This window comes from Nitrospirota bacterium (assembly GCA_040754395.1).
Classification (GTDB): Bacteria; Nitrospirota; Thermodesulfovibrionia; order Thermodesulfovibrionales; family SM23-35; genus JBFMCL01.
Genome location: JBFMCL010000028.1, coordinates 15,110 through 38,339, shown reverse-complemented (window position 1 = coordinate 38,339; position 23,230 = coordinate 15,110). Strand labels below are relative to the sequence as shown.

Annotated in this window: 20 protein-coding genes and 1 tRNA gene; 19 read left to right on the top strand and 2 right to left on the bottom strand. The window is 43.3% G+C overall.

What is annotated here, in order from left to right:
- From AB1552_12575 to AB1552_12550, 6 genes are all read left to right on the top strand, one after another.
- Window positions 1-207 (top strand): hypothetical protein (locus tag AB1552_12575; GenBank protein ID MEW6054602.1); only part of this gene is annotated, 207 nt, incomplete at its 5' end.
- Between the two features lie 21 nt (window positions 208-228).
- Complete coding sequence (locus tag AB1552_12570) at window positions 229-1,422, top strand: pyridoxal phosphate-dependent aminotransferase (GenBank protein ID MEW6054601.1); 1,194 nt, start codon at window positions 229-231, stop codon at window positions 1,420-1,422.
- A 110-nt stretch (window positions 1,423-1,532) separates the two neighbouring features.
- Window positions 1,533-2,432, top strand: coding sequence for a GTPase Era (era, locus tag AB1552_12565; protein ID MEW6054600.1), 900 nt, complete (start codon window positions 1,533-1,535; stop codon window positions 2,430-2,432).
- Between the two features lie 3 nt (window positions 2,433-2,435).
- The gene (locus AB1552_12560; protein MEW6054599.1) at window positions 2,436-2,888 is read left to right on the top strand and encodes a bifunctional nuclease family protein; all 453 of its coding nucleotides are present in this window, start codon (window positions 2,436-2,438) and stop codon (window positions 2,886-2,888) included.
- Complete coding sequence (gene recO, locus AB1552_12555; protein MEW6054598.1) at window positions 2,888-3,646, top strand: DNA repair protein RecO; 759 nt, start codon at window positions 2,888-2,890, stop codon at window positions 3,644-3,646. The genes AB1552_12560 and recO overlap by 1 nt, the downstream gene beginning before the upstream one ends.
- A 20-nt stretch (window positions 3,647-3,666) precedes the next feature.
- Window positions 3,667-3,858, top strand: coding sequence for a hypothetical protein (locus tag AB1552_12550; GenBank protein ID MEW6054597.1), 192 nt, complete (start codon window positions 3,667-3,669; stop codon window positions 3,856-3,858).
- A 104-nt stretch (window positions 3,859-3,962) separates the two neighbouring features.
- On the opposite strand, the gene AB1552_12545 is transcribed toward AB1552_12550, so the two are convergent.
- The gene (locus tag AB1552_12545; protein ID MEW6054596.1) at window positions 3,963-4,724 is read right to left on the bottom strand and encodes an MBL fold metallo-hydrolase; all 762 of its coding nucleotides are present in this window, start codon (window positions 4,722-4,724) and stop codon (window positions 3,963-3,965) included.
- 78 nt (window positions 4,725-4,802) lie between these two features.
- Here AB1552_12545 and AB1552_12540 point away from each other — a divergent pair, with 78 nt between their 5' ends.
- From AB1552_12540 to AB1552_12515, 6 genes are all read left to right on the top strand, one after another.
- Window positions 4,803-5,144: a translation initiation factor gene (locus AB1552_12540; GenBank protein ID MEW6054595.1), complete on the top strand. Its 342-nt coding sequence runs from the start codon at window positions 4,803-4,805 to the stop codon at window positions 5,142-5,144.
- Between the two features lie 78 nt (window positions 5,145-5,222).
- The gene (gene acs, locus AB1552_12535; GenBank protein ID MEW6054594.1) at window positions 5,223-7,319 is read left to right on the top strand and encodes an acetate--CoA ligase alpha subunit; all 2,097 of its coding nucleotides are present in this window, start codon (window positions 5,223-5,225) and stop codon (window positions 7,317-7,319) included.
- A 1-nt stretch (window position 7,320) separates the two neighbouring features.
- A complete protein-coding gene (locus AB1552_12530; GenBank protein MEW6054593.1) occupies window positions 7,321-8,391 on the top strand; it encodes a phosphotransacetylase family protein in 1,071 nt (356 codons plus the stop codon).
- Between the two features lie 83 nt (window positions 8,392-8,474).
- The gene (locus AB1552_12525) at window positions 8,475-8,885 is read left to right on the top strand and encodes a hypothetical protein (protein ID MEW6054592.1); all 411 of its coding nucleotides are present in this window, start codon (window positions 8,475-8,477) and stop codon (window positions 8,883-8,885) included.
- A gap of 7 nt (window positions 8,886-8,892) precedes the next feature.
- A complete protein-coding gene (locus AB1552_12520; protein ID MEW6054591.1) occupies window positions 8,893-9,996 on the top strand; it encodes an inositol-3-phosphate synthase in 1,104 nt (367 codons plus the stop codon).
- A complete protein-coding gene (locus AB1552_12515) occupies window positions 9,997-10,569 on the top strand; it encodes a CDP-alcohol phosphatidyltransferase family protein (protein ID MEW6054590.1) in 573 nt (190 codons plus the stop codon).
- 35 nt (window positions 10,570-10,604) lie between these two features.
- Here AB1552_12515 and AB1552_12510 read toward each other — a convergent pair.
- Window positions 10,605-10,679 (bottom strand) — tRNA-Gly (locus tag AB1552_12510).
- Between the two features lie 213 nt (window positions 10,680-10,892).
- Between AB1552_12510 and AB1552_12505 the strand changes: the two genes are divergently transcribed.
- The 7 genes from AB1552_12505 (at window position 10,893) to AB1552_12475 (ending at window position 23,203) form a co-directional block, all read left to right on the top strand.
- The gene (locus AB1552_12505; protein ID MEW6054589.1) at window positions 10,893-11,954 is read left to right on the top strand and encodes a type IV toxin-antitoxin system AbiEi family antitoxin; all 1,062 of its coding nucleotides are present in this window, start codon (window positions 10,893-10,895) and stop codon (window positions 11,952-11,954) included.
- Between the two features lie 132 nt (window positions 11,955-12,086).
- Complete coding sequence (locus AB1552_12500) at window positions 12,087-15,281, top strand: helicase-related protein (protein MEW6054588.1); 3,195 nt, start codon at window positions 12,087-12,089, stop codon at window positions 15,279-15,281.
- 1 nt (window position 15,282) lies between these two features.
- A complete protein-coding gene (locus AB1552_12495) occupies window positions 15,283-18,717 on the top strand; it encodes a TaqI-like C-terminal specificity domain-containing protein (protein ID MEW6054587.1) in 3,435 nt (1,144 codons plus the stop codon).
- 8 nt (window positions 18,718-18,725) lie between these two features.
- Window positions 18,726-20,591: an ATP-dependent helicase gene (locus AB1552_12490; protein MEW6054586.1), complete on the top strand. Its 1,866-nt coding sequence runs from the start codon at window positions 18,726-18,728 to the stop codon at window positions 20,589-20,591.
- Between the two features lie 335 nt (window positions 20,592-20,926).
- Window positions 20,927-21,850: a hypothetical protein gene (locus AB1552_12485; GenBank protein ID MEW6054585.1), complete on the top strand. Its 924-nt coding sequence runs from the start codon at window positions 20,927-20,929 to the stop codon at window positions 21,848-21,850.
- A 592-nt stretch (window positions 21,851-22,442) separates the two neighbouring features.
- Entirely contained in the window at window positions 22,443-22,811 is a 369-nt protein-coding gene (locus AB1552_12480; protein MEW6054584.1) for a nucleotidyltransferase domain-containing protein, read from the top strand.
- Window positions 22,808-23,203 (top strand): HEPN domain-containing protein, encoded by a 396-nt coding sequence (locus AB1552_12475; GenBank protein ID MEW6054583.1) that lies wholly within the window; start codon window positions 22,808-22,810, stop codon window positions 23,201-23,203. The genes AB1552_12480 and AB1552_12475 overlap by 4 nt, the downstream gene beginning before the upstream one ends.
- The last annotated feature ends 27 nt before the right edge of the window (window positions 23,204-23,230 follow it).

Sequence of the window (23,230 nt, the reverse complement as noted above, 5' to 3'; positions counted from 1 at the left end):
CGAGAATATCGTGTATACTCTGTTCATGGTCTGTTCCTCCTTGCTGGTATAGGGTTTGGTCACCACTATTTTCCAACAAGTATAAAGAACAGACCGATATTTATAAATATTTACCGGACACTAATGAAAGTATACACGAAATCATTGAAGTGCAAAATAGTTTTCTTTATAGGCGTTGTGGTAAAATTCAAAAAATTTGCACCCTAAATACTAAGGAGGATTTACCTCATGCTTTCTGAACGGTCGGGAAAGATCAAACCATCACCAACACTCGCAATGGATGCGAAAGCAAAAGCGATGAAGGCATCAGGAATAGATATTGTGAATTTCGGGGTAGGTGAACCTGACTTCGATACTCCTGATAACATCAAGGAAGCCGCAATCAAAGCCATACGGGACGGGTTTACCAAATATACCCCTGTAGGGGGAATTGATCCCCTGAAGGACGCGGTTATCGAGAAGTTCAGGATTGATAATAACCTTTCGTACAACCGTGACGAGATTATTGTTTCATGCGGGGCGAAACACAGCCTTTACAATATTTTCCAGGCGATCTTGAGCCCGGGAGATGAGGTTCTTGTCCCTGCTCCCTACTGGGTATCATACCCCGATCAGGTACTTCTGAATGACGGTGTGCCGGTTTTTGTGAAGACCTATGAAACTGACAGTTTCATGGTCAAACCGGACGCTCTTCAGGATGCTGTCACAAAAAGAACAAGAGCACTAATTTTGAACTCTCCATCAAACCCCACAGGGATGACATATGACAGAAAAAGCCTTGAAGGTATCGCCGAAGTTGTCCTAAAAAATAACCTGATTGCAGTATCTGACGAGATTTACGAAAAAATGACGTACGAAGGTTTTCAGCATGTTAGCATTGCATCACTTGACGCTGCGATTAAGGCAAAGACTATCGTGGTGAACGGCCTCTCAAAGTCCTATGCCATGACAGGATGGAGAATAGGGTTTGCAGGAGGTCCGAAAGAAATAGTCAAGGCAATGACAAGCATCCAGAGCCAGTCGACATCCAACCCGACTTCGGTGGCGCAAAAGGCAGCAGTCGAAGCGCTTACCGGTCCACAGGATTTCATCACAACCATGGTCAAGGAGTTTGACAGGAGAAGAAAGTTTCTTGTAAGTCAACTTAATGCAATCCCGGAAATCAGCTGTCTGACACCAAAAGGGGCTTTTTATGTGTTCCCGAATGCTTCACGGGTATACGGCAGGTCTGCAGGATCCCTGAAGATATCGTCCTCCGAAGATATGGCTTTGTACCTTCTTGAGCAGGCAAAGGTTGCGCTCGTACACGGAGCAGCATTCGGTAATGATAAGTGCATCAGGTTATCATATGCAACAACTCTTGAAGAAATAACAAAAGGAGTCGAAAGGATTAAAGAGGCATTGAGCAAATTACAGCAGTAGCTGAGCACGGGTTTTTTACCGGATATTCCCTCATGTCTTTTCACACGCATCATGTGTCCTTGCTTTGAAAAAAGAGCGCAGAGCCGTCGGGAACAGGGAGAAAGGCAGATATGACAGAGAACGATACAAAGAGTGTTTTCCGCTCCGGGTATGTTTTGATAATCGGACGACCAAATGTCGGCAAATCCACACTTCTGAACGCTATCCTTGGAGAAAAAGTCGCTATCGTGAGCCCGAAACCCCAAACTACAAGAAACAGAATCGTTGGAATAAAAAATCTTCCCGATGCACAGATAATCTTCATCGATACCCCGGGCATTCACATTCCAAGGAACAGGCTTGGAGAAGCGATGGTGAGAACAGCAAGGGAAGCCCTTCTCGAAGTGGATGTCATTTTATACATGGTTGAACCGCGGATGCCGGAAAGGGCTGATTCGGCGGTGTTTGATCTGCTCAGCAAGGTTCAGCATCCTGTCATGCTCCTGATAAACAAGATAGACAGTGTAAGGAAGCAGGAGATTCTTCCGGTCATTGAATACTTCAGGAAATACAGTCAGTTCAAAGAAATCATACCCGTTTCGGCAACCAAGCGGGATGGGATAAGCATTCTGATGAAATTACTGTACGATTGTCTTCCTGCCGGTCCCAAATACTATCCTGACGATATTATTACCGAACAAGCCGAACGGTTTATGGTATCAGAGATAATCAGGGAAAAGATCATGTATGCAACGGAAGAAGAGCTTCCGTATTCTACAGCGGTCGAAGTGCTCAAGTGGCAGGAAAGGGATGACGGACTCATCTCAATCAGCTGCAATATATATGTTGAAAGAGAAGGACAAAAAGCTATAATAATAGGTAGGCGAGGCGAGAAACTCAAGTCTGTCGGCATTCTGGCAAGGTCAGATATAGAAAGGCTTCTGAACACTCGGGTCTTCCTCGAGCTATGGGTTAAGGTCAGGAAAAACTGGAGAAATAATAACCATCTTCTGAAGGAACTGGGGTACTAGAAAATGTTGGTCCAGATGAGGGTTGAAGGAATGCTGTTTGATCCCCGCAGCAACATGTATATCCTTCTCCTGAAGGAGATTAACGGCAACGGTACACTCCCGATTTGGATCGGCAAGCCGGAAGCTGATTCAATAGCGCTTGCACTCGGAAAAGTCGATACACCGAGGCCTCTGACACATGACCTCATCAAGAACATTACCGACGGCCTGAAGATCAAAATAACAAAGATAATCGTTACAGAAATACAGGACAACACCTATTACGCGCTGCTCTGCCTGAACGACGGGAAAAAGGAGACTCTTATAGACTCCAGGCCGAGCGATGCCGTAGCAGTAGCCTTAAGGGTCAACGCACCTATTTTTGTGGAAGAAAATGTCATGACCCAAAAAAGCTCCGACGAACTCGAGGAGTGGCTCAAAAATCTCAAACCCGAAGACTTCGGGAATATCATGTAATGATCAAGAGGTCCGAAGGTATTGTCCTGAGAACCTTTCCATTCGGCGAAGCAGATCTCATTGTCACGTTTATGACTCCCGACTTGGGAATTCTGAAGCTTTTTGCAAAAAGCCCCCGCAAATTCAAAAGCTGTTTCGGGAGCAGCCTTGAACCTCTGACCTATGCAAAAATAGCCTTCTGGGGCAGGGAAGATACCGCTCTCCCGAAACTGACTCAGTCAGATATCATTCATCCCTTTCAATCAATCAGGGAGAACCTGGACTGCTTTCTGAAGGTTTCCGGGATAATAGAACTGACCATCAGTTTTGTTCCCGAAAGAGACGCGAACAAAAAGGCATATACCCTGCTGCTGCATACCCTGCAGGCTGTCGAAAAGGGTTTTGATACACATTTGCTGACATGTCACTATAAAATAAAGCTGCTCCATTTCACAGGGTTTTCACCCGGGCTCGATTCCTGCGGACGGTGCGGGAAGACCGGCTACAGTTTCTATATTTCGCATGGTTCGATCCTGTGCGAAATCTGTTCTCGGGGAATGGCTCCGCCGTTAAGGATATCTCCCGCTGTGCTGCGTTTTTACAAGGATCTCCTCACATGGGACACCGCAAAGGTGGGACGCATAAAACCCACGGAGATGCTCCTTGCTGAACTTTCGGATATCATGAATATGCATATAAAATATATTCTTGCGAAACCATTGAAAACAGAGGAATATGCACAAACGCTGACAATTACCGGAAAGCAGCCGATGAAATAAAAATACAGGAGGTAGTGATAATGAGCATTCTGCCTGAGGGAGAACAATTGAGAAGGGCGGTGAAGTGGATATCTGATGAACGTCTCGAAAAACCTGATGCAAGCCTGTCAAAACTGATCGGCGAGGCATGCCTGAAGTTTGACCTGACACCAAAAGATGCAAATTTTCTTGTGAACTTCCTTGGAGATAAAGAATCGGAGAAATCTGAATGAAAAAGTGCCGGGTTCCGCTACATTGGGCATGCACTCCAAGATATCATGCATTACAGGATAAGTGCCATGCAATGATGCATTCACCAGAGTTTCGGATGTGCCTGTTACACCTTGAGTATTCCGGAAGACGTAAAGCGGCTGGCAGTATAGAAAGTGATTCTGCGCCCCACAATCTGTGCATGTGTTTTTAATGCAATGCGTAGATCGTTGTTATTCTCGGAAAGATGTGACAGACAAACCCATTGAAGCTTTTCTCCGGACTGGAGCAGTTCCGCAGCTTCCCTGTTGGAAAGATGCCCTTTCGGTCCTTTGATGCGCTCTTTGAGAAAATAAGGATATGTCCCGTTCTCCAGCATCGCAGGATCGTAATTGCTCTCAAGAAACACCGCGTCAAGAGAGGAAATCACTTCGGGAAGATCCCTGAATACGTGTCCAAGATCTGTCAGGATGCCGAGCCTTCTGCCTTCGGAGGATATTACGAAGGCAGACCCATCAGCGCCATCGTGAGGTGTAGGAATTGTCTGGACAGTTACACTGCCGAAAAACAGTTTTTCACCTGAACGAAAGTAGTTGATATTCTTTATCTTTCCGAGACTGTCTCCCGTTCCCGCTTTTTCGAGTGTCTTCGGCGTTATGAAAATCGGAATGCCATATTTTCGCTGATATACCCCTGCATAACGGATGTGGTCAGTATGATCATGGGATATTATCAGTGCATCGACAGCGCGGATGTCACGGCCATGGACGTCCATTCTTCTCTCTGCCCTAATGCCACAGATTCCTGCATCAAAAAGAAGCCGGACTCCGTTCGCCTCGACATAAATACAATTACCGTTGCTGCCGGATTGAAGAGAGATTGCGATCACGGAGATATACTCTCATATGTCAGAAAAGGATTACAAGAAAGAAATGCAGGCAGAGCTGTTTATGTGCTACAATGCATCATGTCGCACGAAAAATCAAGACTCGTCTACAGCACCGGCAACGTGATTTCACGCCGAGAGGATGATTTCACACAAGCTTCTCTCCCGACCGTTCTTCCCTCGCGGCAGAAGGTCATTATCCGGCTCGAACGGAAGGGCCGGGGAGGAAAGTCGGTTACGCTGATAGAAGGTCTTCAGGTAACCCTGGAAGACATGACATCTCTGATGAGGCAGTTGAAGACAAAACTCGGGACTGGCGGCGTGATGAAAGGCGATATCCTTGAAATTCAGGGTGACCACCGGGATAGTATCTTTTCGATGCTGCAGCGAATGGGCTACAATCCCAAGCGATCCGGAGGGTAACTGCGCAATCCATAACCGTACAATAGTATCGGACAAAAACAACTTGAAAATGATATATAGTTCCGATAATATTTTCCTATGCTCAATAATTTTTTTAAACCAAAATCAATAGCTGTTATCGGTGCCTCAAGAACCCCGGGTAAGGTAGGCTATGATATTCTGAAAAATATCATTCAGTATGGATACGACGGAAGTGTATATCCCATCAATCCGGGTGCAGAAGAGATTCTGGGAAGAAGGGCGTATCCTTCTCTTCAGGATGTTCCTGAAAGCATTGATCTGGCAGTTATTGTGGTGCCTTCAAAAAATGTGATAGATGTGATCGAACAATGCGGTGCAAAGAAAATCGATTCTGCTATCATCATTACTGCCGGTTTTAAAGAGAGCGGCATTGAGGGAGCAAGGCTTGAGAGTGAGCTGATCCGCAAATCGGCAGAGTCAGGTGTACGCTTTATCGGTCCAAATTGCCTCGGGATGATCGACACTCACTCCAAGGTGAATGCTTCTTTTGCAGCCGGCATGCCTGCGAAGGGAAGCATTGGGTTTTTTTCCCAGTCTGGTGCGCTCTGCCTTGCGGTTCTTGACCGTGCACTTCCTGATGAAATCGGCTTCTCCAAATTCATCAGTATGGGGAACAAAGCAGATATATCTGACACGGATATCATGTTGGCACTTGCTGAGGATGACAATACAAAAGTAATTCTGGGGTATATTGAGGGAGTAAGCGACGGCAGGAAATTCATGGAGGTTGCTGCCGAGGTTTCAAAGAAAAAACCGCTTATCATACTGAAATCCGGCACAACCGGCGCAGGAGCAAAGGCGGCATCTTCCCATACCGGAGCACTTGCAGGCCGAGAAGCTGCATTTGATGCTGCCTTCAGGCAGAGCGGCATTATCAGGGCACATAATGTCAATGAACTTTTCAATTATGCACTTGCATTTGCCAATCAGCCGTTGCCAAAGGGACCGCATGTAGCGATTATTACGAATTCCGGAGGTCCCGGAATTCTTGCTGCAGATGCCTGCGACAAATCAGACCTGCAACTGATACCGCTATACAAGAATATTGTGGATGAGCTTAGATCGTTTCTTCCACCGGTGGCATCATTTTATAACCCGGTTGACATCCTGGGCGACTCAGGGGCCGACAGGTACGAAAAGGCCCTTAATACGGTACTTAAGGATGAAAGGATGCACGGCATAATGGTGCTCCTGTCACCGACCGCAGTTGTCGATGTCGAGGCCACAGCCCTTGCAGTCGTCAATATATCCCGCCTGATAGACCGGCCCATTCTTACTTCATTCATGGGGAAGAAGAGCATTGATGCTGCTGCCAAAACTCTTCTGAAATTCGGCGTCCCGAACTACAGTTTTCCGGAGGATATGGTTTCAGCGATGAACGTGATGTACCGGTACCACCTGTGGATCAACAGACCGGATAAGACATTTCACCCATACGAAGGATTGAAAGAAAAAGCGGTAAACGTATTCGAAACTGCAAAAAATGAAAACCGGGACCGTCTGTACGATATGGAAGTACATGATATTCTCAGGGCATATGGTTTCTCACAGCCAAGGGGTCTTGTTGCCAGGACACCTGAGGATGCTGTCGCAGCTGCTAAGGGGATAGGGTATCCGGTTGTCATGAAAATACTTTCTCCCCAAATCAGCCATAAAAGTGATATTGGTGGCGTGAGGATCAATCTGAACAGCAGGAAAGATGTCGAAAATGCCTTTTTTGATATTACCACAAGGGTCAGGAACCTCATGCCGAATGCCCACATTTACGGGGTTATCATTCAGGAGATGATACCGAAAGGGAAAGAAGTTATCATGGGGATAACGAAAGATCCGCAATTTGGTCATATGATAATGTTCGGTCTCGGCGGTATTTATGTTGAAGTACTGAAGGATATTTCGTTCAGGATTGTCCCTTTAAGCCAGGAAGATGCACATGAAATGATCAGGGAAACGAAAACATTTCCCCTGTTGAGAGGTGTCAGAGGAGAAGCAGAAGCGGACATCGGGGCCATTGAAAAATCTTTGTTGCTCCTGTCGCAGATGGCGACTGATTTTCCGCAGATTATCGAAGCCGATATCAATCCCCTTCTTGTTAAGGAAAGGGGAAAAGGTGCAGTAGCCGTAGATGCTCGATTTACCATAGGAGGTGATTGAAATGGTTTCTTTATATGTTGGCTCTACATCAGGATACACAGGCAAAACCCTGATAACCATGGGACTGGGAAATAAATTCAGGAAAGACGGCCTGAAGGTAGGGTATATAAAACCTGTTGGCATTCTTCCCATTAAAGTTGATAACACGCTTACCGACAACGATGCATGGCGCATTTACAGGGCGCTTGATCTGAAAGACCCAATATCCGAAATATGTCCTGTGGTGTTGACGCAGGAGCTGGCGGTCAAAAGCTATCTTAAGGATATGAAAGGGCTTTTGCCAAAAATAGTCAAATCGTTTCATCAGGTCTGCAAAAATAAAGACCTCATGCTGATCGGGGGATATGGAAGCATATATACCGGGAGTTATCTCGGGCTCCAGGGCATAAATGTCATTAAGAGGCTTGATGCGAAGGCTGTTATCGTCGTGAAATATGAAGGTGAATATATTGTCGATTATGTCCTTCAGGCAAAGAAGGATCTCAAAGACAGGTTTCTCGGCGTTATTCTGAATAAAGTGACCGCAGAACTCAAGCAAAGCGCTGATGAATACGCAATCCCCTTTCTCAAAAGAAAGGGCGTGGATATTCTTGGAATACTGCCCCATGATTCTATAGTGGGGTCGATCACTGTTGAAGAATTAAATGAAATGCTCGGGGGAAAGGTTTTATGCTGCCATGATAAGCTCGGCAATCTTGTGGAGCATTTCCTGATCGGTGCAATGCAGGTTGACAAGGCAAGTGAGTATTTCAAGAAAACCAGAAACAATGCTGTCATTGTGGGAGGAGACCGGGCAGATATCCAGCTTTCGGCAATTGAGTCGGGATCTGTATGTCTGATTCTTACCGGAGAACTATACCCCGGGGAGATTATTCTTTCCCGTGCCGAACAGAAAGACATTCCCCTCCTTGTAGTGCGGGAAGATACCTTCAGCATCGCCAAAAAACTTGAAAAAATGTCTGTTCGTTTACGGTTAAGGGAAAAAGGCAAGGTCGACAGGGGCATGAACCTTGTTGCCCAGAATGTTGACTTCCCTATGCTGTACAAAAAATTGGGCATAAAAGCCGGCTGATACGTTATCATGCATCCTTAAGTTTGTCCCCATTTCATTGATTTTTTCTTGACATTCTGAGAAGATTTGATATATAAATCTGCATGCAAAATATTGCTGAGGTGAATGATTTTTTCTGCCCCAACGAAACCTGTGGTGACCACGGGAAAAGAGGGCTTGGAAATATTGTCCTGAATCACAAGTATGGAAAGGATAGAAGAAGGCTTCTTAAATGCAAAACCTGCAATTTTACTTTCTCTGAAAGACGAAATACCCTGTTCTTCGGACTCCATACAAATGAATCAAAAATAAAGGAGGTTATTTTTCATCTCCTTGAAGGCATGAGTTACAGGGAAGTTGCAAACGCATCCGATCTTGACAAGGATACTGTCCAGAGGATATGGAAAAGATTTGTTTCCTCTTGTGAAGAATCGATGGAAACCCTTTTAACAGAATTCAACATAAGGCTTGAAGACCTTATTATGCTTCTCTACAAAAGAATCCAGAAAAGGTGAATTCCTAATGAGTAAGATAAGAGTCGCCGTGGCCGGAATAGGAAACTGTGCAAGCTCCTTAATTCAGGGAGTTGAATACTATAAAACCCTTGGTGAAGGCCACCCTGAAAGCAGCCTCGGCCTCATGCACTACAACCTTGGAGGTTACCGTCCTGATGATATCGAATTCGTAGCCGCATTCGATATCGATAAAAGGAAGGTTGGCAAGCCTCTGAATGAAGCAGTCTTCGCACAGCCGAACTGCACAAAGATGATAGACAGGAATCTTCCCGATATACCGGTAACCGTTATGATGGGAAATATACAGGACGGTGTCTCGAAACATATGAAGGATTATCCGGAATCCCGGCGGTTTATCCCGTCAACAAAGAAACCTTGTGATGTTGCAAAGGTTCTCGTTCAGAGCAAGGCGGATATCCTGCTGAGCTATCTTCCGGTTGGTTCTGAAAAGGCTACAGCTTTTTATGCAGAAACATGCCTGAAAACAGGCACGAGCCTCATAAACTGTGTTCCTGTCTTCATTGCGTCCAGTAAAGAATGGGCAAAACGGTTTGAAAAGAGAAACATTCCTCTCATAGGGGACGATATCAAAAGCCAGATTGGTGCAACAATAATTCACAGGACCCTCGCAAAGCTTTTTGAAGACAGGGGTGTGAAAGTAGACAATACATACCAATTGAATGTAGGCGGGAACACGGATTTCCTGAACATGCTTAACCGTACCAGACTGACATCAAAAAAGATATCCAAGACAGAGGCTGTACAATCTCAGCTGCATACTCCTCTTCACAATGAAAACATCCATATCGGTCCTTCTGACTATATTCCCTGGCTCATGGACAATAAAATCTGTTTTCTCAGAATGGAAGGCAGGATATTCGGAAACGTGCCGATTCATCTGGAAATGAGGCTCTCTGTGGAAGATTCTCCCAATAGCGCCGGCGTTGTAATTGATGCGATACGCTGCTGCAAGATTGCACGAGACAGAAGGATAGGGGGAGTTTTGACATCTCCGTCAGCATATTTCATGAAGCATCCCATGGAACAGTTTCCGGATGAAAAGGCAAGAGACATGGTTGAAGCATTCATCATGGGAAAAATAGAGAGGTAAATGCTTAGTGCAAAACTTGGTCATTTCCTTGACAAACCCCTCGGACATCTAGTACAGAAGATTCCCCTCAGCCCGAATAGTCTTACAGTAATCGGATTTCTTGTAACGATTGCGGCTGCTTTTGTCATTCCGAAGAACTTAACACTGGGCGGACTTCTCATTCTGTGCGGCGGTTTTTTCGACATGCTTGATGGGATTGCCGCAAGAACCCGCGGTACGGAAACAAAATTCGGGGCATTTCTTGATTCCGTGTTTGACAGGTATTCGGACGCCTTTCTTTTTCTTTCTTTTGCATGGTATCTCGCAGCAAACGACAGTCATACAGGCTCTTTTCTCAGCCTGGGAACGTTGGTAGGTGCATTTCTTATCAGCTATGCCCGAGCAAGGGCTGAGGGACTCGGAGAATCATGCAATACCGGCATTATGGAAAGAACTGAAAGGATAATTCTCCTTGCATTTGCTGCGTTTACCGGGTGGATCGTTCCTGTGCTCTGGATTATGATGATTCTTACGCATATTACTGTTATTCAGAGGGTATATCATGTCAGGAAGGCATTGGGCAACACACAATAATTCCCGGTATATGAATTCTGTATCTGCTGTGAGGATGGAGCGGGCGACGGGATTCGAACCCGCGACCTTCAGCTTGGGAAGCTGACACTCTACCACTGAGTTACGCCCGCAAATCAAGGACTTACGGGATAGTATAACATTCAGTGTCATAAAAATGTCATAATTTTTACATCAGGAAGCTGCTGAGTTATCTCAGTAAATCAAGCACTTACCTCGATAGTGTATGTAGATATTATTAGAAAAAGGTTTTCCTGAGTAAGACTACTTGACTTATGTTTCACTATATATTATAGTTTCACCATATGGTGAAACAAATACTATCAGTGAAACAATTCTCGGATAAGGATCTACTCAACAAAGCTCAAGAAAGCATAGAGGCTATTCTTTACGAAATTCCTTTCATTAAGTTAAAGAAAACAAAAGTTAATGTCAGAGTAGATAATAGAGAAATCGATTTCATGCTGGACGCGCTTATTTCAGGTAAGCCGGCAAAATTTATTATAGCAATGAAATCGCAAGGCGAGCCTCGTTTTGTGAGGATAGCAATTGCTCAGCTTAAAAGTGATCTCCAAAGTTTTAAGGATTCATATGGAATACTGATTGCTCCCTATCTCAGCGACATAAGCAGACAGATATGCAAAGAGTCAGGGATAGGATGTATTGATCTCGCAGGGAATGCTTTCTTGTCGTTTAAGAACATCTTTGTTGATAGAAGCGGCAGATCGAATCCCTTTCCTGTGATGCGCATTTCGAAGTCCGTATTCTCACCAAAATCAAGCAGAATTTTAAGGGTGCTCCTGGCAGATCCCTCAAAGAGATGGTTCGTCGAGGGCTTGTCTCAGGAAGCTGGCATCAGCATAGGGTTGACCTCGCGGGTAAAGCAAGCTCTTCTGGCTGAAGAATGGATCAAAGAAGAAAATAAAAGCTTCTACCTTGTGAAGCCAGAAGAAATGCTAAGCCAATGGGTTAGCAATTATTCCTATCAGAAGAACCAGAGTTTTTCTTATTATTCCAGGCTTTCCGAAAATCAGCTTGAGGCTGCGATTAAAAAAGAATGTGAACAAAGGAAGTATCGCTACGGCCTTGCTCTGTTTTCCGGCGCAAAAAAGGTTGCGCCTTTTGTAAGGTTTATGAGATTGTTTTGCTATATTGACGGAAATATCGAGGATATCGAAAAAACCTTGCAACTAAAGAAAGTGCAAACCGGTACCAACATAACCCTGCTTCAGCCGTATGACCAAGGCATCTTCTATAGACTTCAAAACATACAAGGCGTTAGTGTTGTCTCAGATATTCAACTTTATCTTGATCTGAAGAGTTATAAAGGAAGAGGCGAGGAAGCGGCACAGGCAATATTCGAACAGAGGATCAAGCCCATATGGTAGGATTATTTTGATAATGGGTCTATCATAGTTGGGAGGGTGGAGAAGAAGAGGTATCTTGCATGTATCGAATAGGTACCATAGTGCTTGGCTGGTCCGAAACAGTCTCATTTTTCATAAAGGGAGAATGTTACCTTGCATGATGATTTGACCTTCTTTACTAACGAACCGGGCGCTACTATCCTTGACAGATTCAGGAAAACCCTGAAGGATGTCCAGTTTTTTGATGTTCTTGTCGGATATTTCCGGACAAGCGGTTTTTTCCACCTCTACAAATCCTTTGAAACGATAGAAAAGATAAGAATCCTTGTCGGTATCAATATTGATAAAACCGCTTTTGAAATCATTGAGTCCTCAAAATCTAAAGGGAAACTTGATTTCGAATCTCACAAACGGACAAAGGAAGTATTCTCCGAAGATCTTGCCACTGAAATGGAACATTCTGAGGATACGTATGATACTGAGATAGGTGTAAGAAAGTTCATCGAATTTTTGCAGTCGGAAAAACTCGAAATCAAAGCCTATCCAAGCTCAAAAATCCATGCAAAGGTCTATATAAGCAGGTTCTCTGAAGAGGACCGTGACTATGGAAGAGTGATTACCGGTTCCAGTAATTTTTCAGAATCCGGTCTGATTGAAAACCTCGAATTTAATGTTGAGCTAAAAAATAGCGCTGACGTTAAGTATGCCCTCGACAAGTTTGAAGCTTTGTGGAAAGATGCTGTTGATATCTCCAGGGAATATGTGGAGACGATAAATGCAAGAACCTGGCTGAATGATTATATCACCCCCTATGAACTTTATCTGAAGTTCCTTTATGAATATCTCAAGGAAGATATCAATATAGATGAGGATTTTGAAAGCTATCTTCCCGAAGGTTTTCTCGATATGAAATACCAGAAGCAGGCTGTAGTTTCAGCAAAAAAGATACTGGATGCCTATAACGGAGTATTTCTCTCCGATGTCGTCGGCTTGGGCAAGACGTATATTTCCGCACTTCTCGCTCAGCAGCTTCCCGGAAAAATCCTCGTCATATGTCCTCCGGTTCTTGAGGATTATTGGCATGATACTTTTTTTGAATTCGGGATAAGAGGCTACAAGGTTGAATCTCTGGGCAAGCTCGACCAAATCATAAAGAGCGGAGCAGAACGCTTTGATTATATATTTATCGATGAAGCTCATCGGTTCAGAAATGAGGTGACCCTTGGATACGAGAAACTCCATCAGATTTGTTTTGGCAAGAAGGTCATCCTCGTTTCGGCAACACCATTAAATAATACTATTGACGACATTTACAGCCAGCTGAAGCTGTTTCAGGTGCCTAAGAAAAGCACTATCCCGGGCGTCCAGAACCTGGAGAAATTCTTTGGGTCATTAAAGAAGAGAATAAACAGATATCAGAAGAATCAGCCCGAATATATCGAAACAATAAAGCTTGTCTCAAAGGAAGTGAGAGACAAAATTCTTAAATTCGTTATGGTCCGCAGGACACGCACTGAAGTCATGAAATACTTCAGTGAAGATATGGAGAAACAGGGTGTCTCTTTCCCTGAACTGGATGATCCAAAACGCATTATTTATACCTTTGACGAGAAGACCGGCAATGTTTTCAGCAGGACTATAACCCTTTTGAAGGATTTTTCTTACTCCAGATATACACCGTTGCTCTATTTGAAGACGCCGGTTTCTGAGTTTGAACTCCAGTCCCAACGGAATATCGGAGGATTCATGAAGGGCATCCTCGTAAAACGATTGGAGAGTAGTTTCCATGCCTTTAAGAAAACATTGGTACGCTTTGTCGATTCTTACCGGAAATTTATCGATATGTATCAGCAGGGAACCGTTTACATCAGCAAGAAGGTGAATGTTTATGATTTCCTTGACTCGGATAATGAAGAAGAACTGTTGAAGCTTGTGGATCTGGACAGGGTGCAGAAATACGAATCCCCGGAGTTCACCGTAGAATTCCTTCGCAATCTCCAGAGAGACCTCACTTTACTTGAAAACATTCAAAAACTGTGGAGCGATATAGACTCAGATCCGAAGCTCGAAAAATTCATCAACGAACTGAAAGAGAATCTCATTATAAAAGAGAACAAGCTTGTTGTATTCACGGAGTCAAAAGAGACTGGTGAATACCTTTTTAAAAAATTAAATAAACATCTGCCTTTAAGAGTTCTTTTCTACTCCAGTGTGGGCGGGCTTTATGGAGATGACGAAAAGAGTATACCGATTGCCCGTGACCTGATTAAAGAAAACTTCGCCCCCAAGAACAAACCGCAGAAAGATGATATCAATATACTGATTACGACAGATATCCTTGCTGAAGGAATTAATCTGCACCGATCAAATACGGTGATTAACTACGATCTCCCGTGGAATCCCACTCGTATATTGCAGCGGGTAGGCAGGGTAAACCGTGTCGGTACAAAGCACAAGGTGATAAATATCTTTAACTTTTTCCCGACTGCACAGTCAGACATGCACCTTGGGCTGGAAGCAAACATAAAAGCTAAGATACAGGCATTCCACGACACTCTCGGGGAAGATGCAAAGTATCTTACCGAAGAGGAAGAAATCTCCACCCATGAGCTGTTTGGCGACTTCATCTACAGGCGTTTGAGTGACAAGAAAACGTTCCAGGGTGAAGATGAGGAGGAGCGATCCGAGCTCGAGTACCTTCATCTGCTCCGTAATATCCGTGATAAGAACACTTCCCTGTTCGAAAGAATTAAACGTCTTCCGAAGAAGGCCCGAACATGCCGGGAGATTGAGAGAAAGAAAGAAGATAATCTGGTTACTTTTTTCAGGAAGGGGAAACTGAAAAAGTTCTTCCTTGCAGATTCTTCTGCTGCACGCGAATTAACCTTTTTTGAGGCGGTTGATCTTTTCAAGTGTGACCCTGCAACTTCAAAAACTACTATTCCTAAAACCTTTTATTCATTCCTTGACCTTAACAAGGCTGCATTTGATCAGGCAACGTCCGATGAGACTGCTGAAAAGGGTCATCCAGCGAGTAGTTCAAACGAAAGTTATATCATAAAGCGACTTAAAGTGAAAGATTTGCAGAAGTTTTCTGGTTTTACTGAAGAAGATGAAGATTTTCTGAGGTCAGTTTTGAAAGCCTTTGAAAATGGAATAATCCCTAAAAATACCAGCAAACGTCTCAAAAATGAACTCGAAAAAGAAATTGTCCCTCTCAAAGTGCTTGCCATATTGAAAAAGAATCTCCCCACGACCATTTTGTCTGTGTCACCGCCCGCCCAGCAAATCGGGCATGACAGAAGAGAAGTGATATTGTCCGAGTATTTGAAGACTACCGGGTCATGAGATGAACAGACATGAAGCGGTCAGATTAATACAGGAGACATTCAATAATTCTTTTGATGAGGACAGGTTCAGGCTTTTCACAAAGAACCTTTTTAATGAGCTGGATGAGTCAAAAGCCTTTGCATATTACGGACAGTATATTCCCGATGCTTTCAAAGACCATATAAGACAGTATAAGAGAATCGGTAAATATACTGATCCCGGAGAGACCGAACTCGACGTTTTAGTCGTCTATTTAAAGAAAGAATCATCGCTTGAGCGTGCCCGAACCATGCAGAGAAACTTTGTGGCCCACTATCTGAAGAATCGCGGGGAGAAGGACGCGGCAATAGTCGCTTTCTGTACTGACGGGCTGGAAGACTGGCGTTTTTCATTCGTCCGCATGGATTACAGGACAATACAGACAGAGAGCGGCAAGGTCAAGGTTAAGGAAGATTTAACCCCTGCGAGAAGATACTCTTTTCTGGTCGGCAGTAACGAGCCGAACCACACCGCCCAGCAGCAACTTGTCCCCATTCTGGAAGATGACAGGAATAATCCGACACTTGCAGATATCGAACATGCCTTTAACATCGAGTCTATAACCAAAGAATTTTTTAACAGGTATAAAGACCTTTTCCTGAAAGTGAAAGACGAGCTGGATAATGTAGTTGCCATTGACCAAAAAATAAAGACAGAATTCGAGAGCAAGTATATTGACACTGCCAATTTTGCCAAAAAGCTCCTCGGCCAGATTGTTTTCCTTTATTTCATTCAGAAAAAGGGCTGGCTGGGTGTCGGTAAAGACAGGACATGGGGTACCGGACCGAGAAACTTCATGCGGAGGCTTTTTGAGAAAGAGATCGTAAGCTACGATAATTTCTTCGATGATATTCTCGAACCTCTGTTCTATGAAGCCCTTGCAATAGACAGAGGAGAAGTATCGTTTTACAGCCGGTTCAACTGCAAGATCCCTTTTCTGAACGGCGGCTTGTTTGAGCCGATTAATGGTTACAACTGGGAAGAGACAGATATTCTTCTTAAGAACGAGACCGTCAGAGAGATCCTCGATACCTTTGACCTTTACAATTTTACCGTCCGGGAAGACGAACCGCTTGAAAGAGAAGTGGCCGTTGACCCTGAAATGCTCGGAAAGGTTTTCGAGAACCTGCTTGAGGTCAAAGACCGAAAATCAAAAGGGACCTATTACACACCCCGTGAGATTGTCCACTACATGTGCCAGGAAAGCCTCATCAATTATCTCGACACGTCAATAAATGACAATATCGACGACACGGCAGATGTCTCTTCTTCGTCCATAACCCCACCTTCACCTCCCCTTAACTTAAGGGGAGGACGGGAGGGGTTACAGAAGGATGCCGGACAAGCCGGCATGACGCACAGAACAAGCGAAGCAGAATCTAATAAGTTGATACCTCGTGAAGACATTGAAGCCTTTATCAGAAGAGGCGATTTTGCAATAAACAACGATCTTGCGAAAGAGCAAGGAACAAAATCATATGCCTACAAAATGCCTGAGAGCATCCGAAACAATGCGGAACTCTTTGATGACAAGCTGGCAGCCATAAAAATTTGTGACCCGGCCATCGGGTCAGGGGCATTTCCCGTCGGCATAATGCATGAGATTGTTCGGGCAAGAGAAACATTAACGACATACATTGGAGAAAGTAGAAGTAGGACTCCGTATAATTTTAAGCGCCATGCTATCCAGGAGTCGATCTACGGCGTTGACATTGACCCGGGTGCCGTAGATATAGCGAAACTCCGGCTTTGGCTCTCTCTTGTTGTTGATGAAGATGACTTCAAGACCATAAAGCCTTTGCCGAACCTTGATTATAAAATCGTCTGCGGAGATTCCCTTTCGACTGTAAACATTCTTTTCCACCATGCAGAACTTAAGGAACTCGAAAGACTTAAAGGGAAATATTTTGAAGAAACAAATCCAAGAAAGAAAATCCAGTTTAAAGAAGACATCGACAACCTCATAAGCGAGATCACGAATAATGACAAGCATTTTGACTTTAAGGTGTATTTCAGCGAAGTTTTTCATCAAAATGAAGGATTCGACATTGTTCTCGCGAATCCTCCATACGTACGCCACGAAACCATCAAGGAGTTGAAACCGGAGCTAAAGAAGGAATTCGGCGATTTCTATTGCGGAACGGCAGACATTTATACTTATTTCTATAAGAAAGGAATCGATCTGCTTAAATCATGTGGTCATCTCTGCTTCATAGCGCCGAACAAATTTATGCGGGCCGGCTACGGCAAGAATACCCGAAAGCTGCTTGCGACTGAAGTCAAGCCGAAGGTAATCATAGATTTTTGCGACCTCCCGATATTCGACGCAACGACGTATCCGTCAATAATATTGGTTGAGAAAATGCCTTTTGTAGGGGCGGCCCTATGTGGCCGCCCTGATTTGATTAATCAACAACCACCAAAAGAAGGGCAACCACACAGGGTTGCCCCTACAAAAACGGAATTACTTGCCGCAACATTTACCGATGCGGCTCAATTGGAACGGTTGGAAGAAACCCTGTCAATCATCGGATTCCCAATGCCTGTTTCAGCGTTGAAGGAAGAAGGCTGGAATCTTGAAAGAACCGAGGTTTTAGCGTTGATGGAAAAGCTGCGCAAGGTTGGAACACCTCTTGGTAAATATGTGCAGGGACGGTTTTATCGGGGCATATTGACAGGTCTTAATGAGGCTTTTGTTATAGACGAAAGAACCAAGCAACTGCTCATTTCAGAAGACCCTAAGAGTGAAGGACTTATCAAGCCATGGCTGCGTGGAAAGGACATAAAAAAATGGAAGGCGGAATGGGCAGGACTGTATGTCATAAATATCCCGAGTAGTGCCAATCATCATTGGCAATGGTCAGATGAAAAAACTGAAGGAAAGGCAAAGAAAATATTTGCCCAGGCTTATCCTGCCATCTATAAACACCTGTCGCAGTGGCAAGACAAACTTATTAAGCGAGACGACCAAGGAAAATTTTGGTGGGAATTAAGGTCATGCGTCTACTATAAAGAATTTCAGCAGACGAAGATTATTTATCCCAATATTACTAAGACAAACATTTTTGCTTTTGACACAACCGGAATTTTGACAAATCAGAAATGCTTCATTATCCCTACTAATGATCTTTACTTATTGGCTGTTCTTAATTCAAAGCTCGCGACCCGATGGTTTTTTTCAACCCTGCCACTTTTAAGAGGGGGGTTCTTTGAACCGAGTGCTATTTTTATGCAACACTTTCCGGTAGCGTTGGCCTCCGATAATCAAAAAAACCTCATTATCGAATGCGTCCAGAAAATTCTTGAGAATCGCGATAGTCCTGACGCTCCCTGTCTCGAAGCGGAAATCAACAGGCTGGTCTATGACCTCTACGGCCTCACGCCGGAGGAGATTGAGATTATAGAGGGGCATTAATTAAAAATATGGAAGAGATCAATAATAGCAGAAAATTTGATGAAATCCTAAATTCAACCGCAAAACGAATTTGTGTTATTGCCGGTCCCGGAAGCGGCAAGACAACTGGTATCTTAATTCCTAAAGCCAAACAAATAATTACAGATTCAAACGTAGCACCAAAAAATGTGCTCCTTCTGACATTTTCGAGATTATCAGCGATTGATCTTCAGAATAAGGTTAAGAGTCTGGAAAAAGTGCCAAGAGCTTCAACGTTACATTCCTTCTGTTTGTCCTTTTTATTGACTGAAGACAATCATGAAATTAGAAAACGAGTTAACTCAATAATCCTGGATTTCGAAAAAAAGATAATGATTTCTGATCTCAAATTGATATTCCCACAAAAAGACAAGAAGAAACTGCGAATAATGCTTGACGAATTCAGTGCTGGTTGGGCCATCAAACCGCACGATGATGTATTTAATGAGGATGATGAAAAAAGACAATTTAAAGCAGCAATCCTAAATTGGCTTAGTGAGCAGGAAGCAGCCATGATGGAGGAAATAGCCTATCATGCTGTTGATCTGGCTACTAAAATAGATTCTGAATTTATTGCTGAACCTCAATATATTTTTGTCGATGAGTATCAAGATCTGAATGAGTTAGAGCAGAGGTTCATCGAAATACTGGCAAAATCATCACAGCTTCTGGTGGTAGTTGGTGATCCAGATCAATCTATCTACAGTTTTAAGTTCGCATATCCCGTCGGGATCACTAAATTTGCTGACAAAGATAGTACAGAAAATCATGCCTTGCCTTTTTCTGGAAGATGCTCCACAAAAATACTCGATCTCGCAAATAAACTACTTATACAATCTGATCCGACAAAAAAAAGGTTAAAGCCTCTTCCTAATGCTATGACTGGTGAAGTCCAATTATTTCAGAAACAATATCAAGATGAAGAGTTCGAAGAAATACTGACATTAGTTGATTCGAGATTGAACTCCGGCGCCTCGCCGAAAGATATTCTTGTTTTGGCCCCTCGGAAGAAATTAGGCATAGATTTTGTGAAATTCGCCACTGCTAAGAGAGAAAACGATCATATGCAGGGGAATCTTGTATTTCGCTTTGCAGTTAAAGACGCGTTCACAGATAGAGAAGCAGAAAGTATATCGCTTTTAGGCATTATTGCTAATCCAGATGGTTTGCTACATATCAGAGCTTATTTAGGAGTGGGAGACGACAATCATTTTGCAAATGAGATTAAGGAAATAAAACAGAAATATGGTGGACTTAAAAATGCAGTTCAATCTGTTAATCCAAATGATTTTGATAAAAAGAAGAAAAGAGTCCATCATGTGTGCGGGAAACTGATCAGACTTAAAGGAATCGTTGATTCGTACAAAAATGAGGTTTCTATCGAAAAGGTGCTGGATGATTTATTCCCAGATTCTGTTCAAGAACTTTTAGAAATTAGGCAAATATTATTTTCTCTTAAGGAAGCCGATGATACGATCAAAAGTCTTTACTCAAAGTTTACTGATTACACAAGAACGCTGCATTTTGATGATAACACAATTAGAGTAATGACCCTAATGGCTTCTAAAGGATTAGAAGCTGATCACGTTTTTATTTTAGGGTGTAATGATGGCAACATCCCAGGCAAGAATCGTTCAGTTCATTTAACTGACCATGAACACAAGCAAGAACAACGACGTTTGCTTTATGTTGGCATTACAAGGGCTAAAAAGACTTTGGCTATAAGTTGGAGCCGGTATTTACCATTCAGGCAAACAAAAGGCCATCATACTGCAAGTATAGGGACAGTTAAAAGAGAAGGGAAAACCTATAGTAGAGTTGGTCTATCAGAATTTTTGCAGGATATCGGCTTATGAAACTCGATCAAATCGGCTTCTGGTCTGAAATCAAGCTTAAGATTATTAATGAGTGCCAAAAGGGACGAGAGAGCAAAATAGGGGACATGTTGTTAACTAAGTTAACTTATCGCAGGGAATCGGGGACGGTTCTAATTAATCGAAATTAACAGCAACACAGCAACAGAAGCCCCCCGTCCTTGAACACCAGATTGATAAAATGGTCTATGAGCTATACGACCTCACCTCGGAGGAGATTGAGATTGTGGAGGGTGAGACTAACAAAGATTAAAATTCTATTTTTTAAACAGCGTTCGCTGCAATGCTGAGAGCTTATGTGAAGGCATCTAATTGAGATGGGTACAGAATATACATATTCAATCGAAGTATGGGGAGAAGTATTCAAGCAATTTAGGCAGGTTGAGCGTGCAAGAGTTGACTCCTCAGCCGAGCGATTGGATGTGACCATCAGGAATCGGCAAGATATTTTACAGGTCTCGCGTGAAGAACTTGACGACATCCTCTATAAGTTCAATGGTAATCCACATGAGGTCGTCACGTATTATCTGAAAAAGAACGATGTGATTGTCTACTACCATGACACACTCGTTGGTTTCTTTGACATCATAGGCTATTCTTCCTTTATCGAAAAAACTCCTATCGAAGAAGCCATACGCAAAATAAGTACGTTTTTCATGAACACAGGGAGTTATGCGGGAGCTGATATCCTTGCTGTGAAACTCGACCACTGGATTCTGTCCGACGCAGTCATTATTGTGGTGGATACCAATCGGCACCCGCTATTCTCCGGCTCTTTGGAAGTCTTTCTTGGAACTTGCTCGATGGTTATGGCAGTCGCCATGAGAAATAGATTTCCTCTAAGAGGAGCAATCGGGGGTGGGGACTTCTATAAAGATGGGGAGGTCATGGTGAGTTCCGCGTTGGTAGATGCTGCCCGTTATGAGAAGGAGCAGGAATGGCTGGGAGCGGTCTTGACTCCGAAGGCTCTTCAACTGATAGAAAAGGCAAAGGAGTTTGAGATTGGACTCAAAGGAGAAACGCGGATTGATTTTTCTTCAGATAGGTTTAACCCCTTCGTCAGATATGGCGCAATCCATTGGAAGCATGGAGAAAACCGTTTCGTGACAAAACCTGATGAAACGTATTACATAAAACCGTTTGACATGGCGGAAGAGGATTGGGCTGTAAAATACCTGCCAGATTTTTTTAATGACCAAGCTAAAATTGATAACAGCCATTGTCTTTACGCTAAAAAATAAGGGAGTCCCATAGAAGAGAAAGATGACAAAAAAACAGGGAAATTATCCGACGCGCAGTGGACGGTGGAGACTGAGAGCGAAACTGTAAAAGTGAAAGGATAAATTTTCTGAGGGGGGAAATAATGATAGAGGGGAAGATGTGAAACTCGATCAAATTGGTTTTTGGTCTGAAATAAAGCTTGGTGAGATTGCAATAGTTGAAGGGAGGAAATGAATGTCAGTTATAGTAACCGCCGAATACAAGACATTTTTCAAAGAGATAAAAGAGCGCATACATAAGGGTAAAGAGACGAAAAACCTGCGGGGTCAGACACCGCAAATTGACATTTTATGAGGAGAAGACACACCCCTTAATCCCCTCTTGATAGAGGGGAATTAATAACAAAAAGAAGACAGGCACATTATATAGAGGGCAGGCTATTAAGATTGTAGAAGGGAAGCAATGAAACTCGATAAAATCGGTTTCTGGTCTGAAATAAAGCTTGAGATTATGAAAAGAGAACAGATATATTTCTCAGATAAAAACAGGAGATTGAGATTGCGTAGGAGTTTGTTGAGGTAAGAAAAGAGTGAAATTATAAGGAGGTATGATATGTCGATAGAGGGAAAAACGGCGGAATCCCTGGCTGCAAAAGGAATTTTTTCAGAATCCGAAAAGGACGCCTTGATTAAACTCATGTCGGATATGAGGGTGTCCTGGCCGAATGCGAAGTTCAAGCTCTTTGGCTCTAAGGCAAAAGGTCTTGCGGACGAGGAATCCGATCTCGATCTTCTGGTCTTACTGCCCTGTGATGTTTCTAAAGATATAAGACGACAGATCATTCATAAGGTTTTTGACATTAACCTTGCATTTGGAACTAACATAAGCGCTCTCATAATGTCGGAAAAAGAATGGGAGAGCGATATATTTTCTCTCCTGCCAATCCATAGCTTTATTGAGGAGGAAGGAGTTCCGCTATGAATGAGGAAAAGAATTTAAAGGTAGTGGTTCAATACTGGATGGAAAAGGCTGAAGATTCTCTCGGGGCTGCTGAGGATGAATTAAAGGCAGGCCGTTTTTCATTTTCTGTAAATCGGATTTATTATGCATTTTTCTACGCAGTCAGCGCTATCTTACTCCAGCATAAGCTCAGATTCAGCAAGCACTCCGGGGTGAGGTCCGCTTTTCACCAATATCTTGTTAAACCAGGACAAGTGAGCCGTGAGCATGGACAACTTTACGATGAGTTGTTTGAAGCCCGCCAGAGAGGTGACTATATTGAACTTGTTCGTTTTGAAAAACAACAAGTGGAAGACTGGCTTCAAAAGGGAAAAGAATTCGTTAGGGAAGTTAAATCTTTAATCAATGTATAATGGTAATAAGGGGGTTGTCCCCAATTT

What these genes read in the sequence shown, in the direction of transcription:
- AB1552_12540 (MEW6054595.1), top strand. Translation starts at nt 4,803, where the DNA reads ATGTCGCACGAAAAATCAAGACTCGTCTACAGCACCGGCAACGTGATT.
- era (MEW6054600.1), top strand. Translation starts at nt 1,533, where the DNA reads ATGACAGAGAACGATACAAAGAGTGTTTTCCGCTCCGGGTATGTTTTG.
- AB1552_12520 (MEW6054591.1), top strand. Translation starts at nt 8,893, where the DNA reads ATGAGTAAGATAAGAGTCGCCGTGGCCGGAATAGGAAACTGTGCAAGC.
- recO (MEW6054598.1), top strand. Translation starts at nt 2,888, where the DNA reads ATGATCAAGAGGTCCGAAGGTATTGTCCTGAGAACCTTTCCATTCGGC.
- AB1552_12515 (MEW6054590.1), top strand. Translation starts at nt 9,997, where the DNA reads ATGCTTAGTGCAAAACTTGGTCATTTCCTTGACAAACCCCTCGGACAT.
- AB1552_12475 (MEW6054583.1), top strand. Translation starts at nt 22,808, where the DNA reads ATGAATGAGGAAAAGAATTTAAAGGTAGTGGTTCAATACTGGATGGAA.
- AB1552_12480 (MEW6054584.1), top strand. Translation starts at nt 22,443, where the DNA reads ATGTCGATAGAGGGAAAAACGGCGGAATCCCTGGCTGCAAAAGGAATT.
- AB1552_12530 (MEW6054593.1), top strand. Translation starts at nt 7,321, where the DNA reads ATGGTTTCTTTATATGTTGGCTCTACATCAGGATACACAGGCAAAACC.
- acs (MEW6054594.1), top strand. Translation starts at nt 5,223, where the DNA reads ATGCTCAATAATTTTTTTAAACCAAAATCAATAGCTGTTATCGGTGCC.
- AB1552_12495 (MEW6054587.1), top strand. Translation starts at nt 15,283, where the DNA reads ATGAACAGACATGAAGCGGTCAGATTAATACAGGAGACATTCAATAAT.
- AB1552_12550 (MEW6054597.1), top strand. Translation starts at nt 3,667, where the DNA reads ATGAGCATTCTGCCTGAGGGAGAACAATTGAGAAGGGCGGTGAAGTGG.
- AB1552_12485 (MEW6054585.1), top strand. Translation starts at nt 20,927, where the DNA reads ATGGGTACAGAATATACATATTCAATCGAAGTATGGGGAGAAGTATTC.
- AB1552_12490 (MEW6054586.1), top strand. Translation starts at nt 18,726, where the DNA reads ATGGAAGAGATCAATAATAGCAGAAAATTTGATGAAATCCTAAATTCA.
- AB1552_12525 (MEW6054592.1), top strand. Translation starts at nt 8,475, where the DNA reads ATGCAAAATATTGCTGAGGTGAATGATTTTTTCTGCCCCAACGAAACC.
- AB1552_12560 (MEW6054599.1), top strand. Translation starts at nt 2,436, where the DNA reads ATGTTGGTCCAGATGAGGGTTGAAGGAATGCTGTTTGATCCCCGCAGC.
- AB1552_12570 (MEW6054601.1), top strand. Translation starts at nt 229, where the DNA reads ATGCTTTCTGAACGGTCGGGAAAGATCAAACCATCACCAACACTCGCA.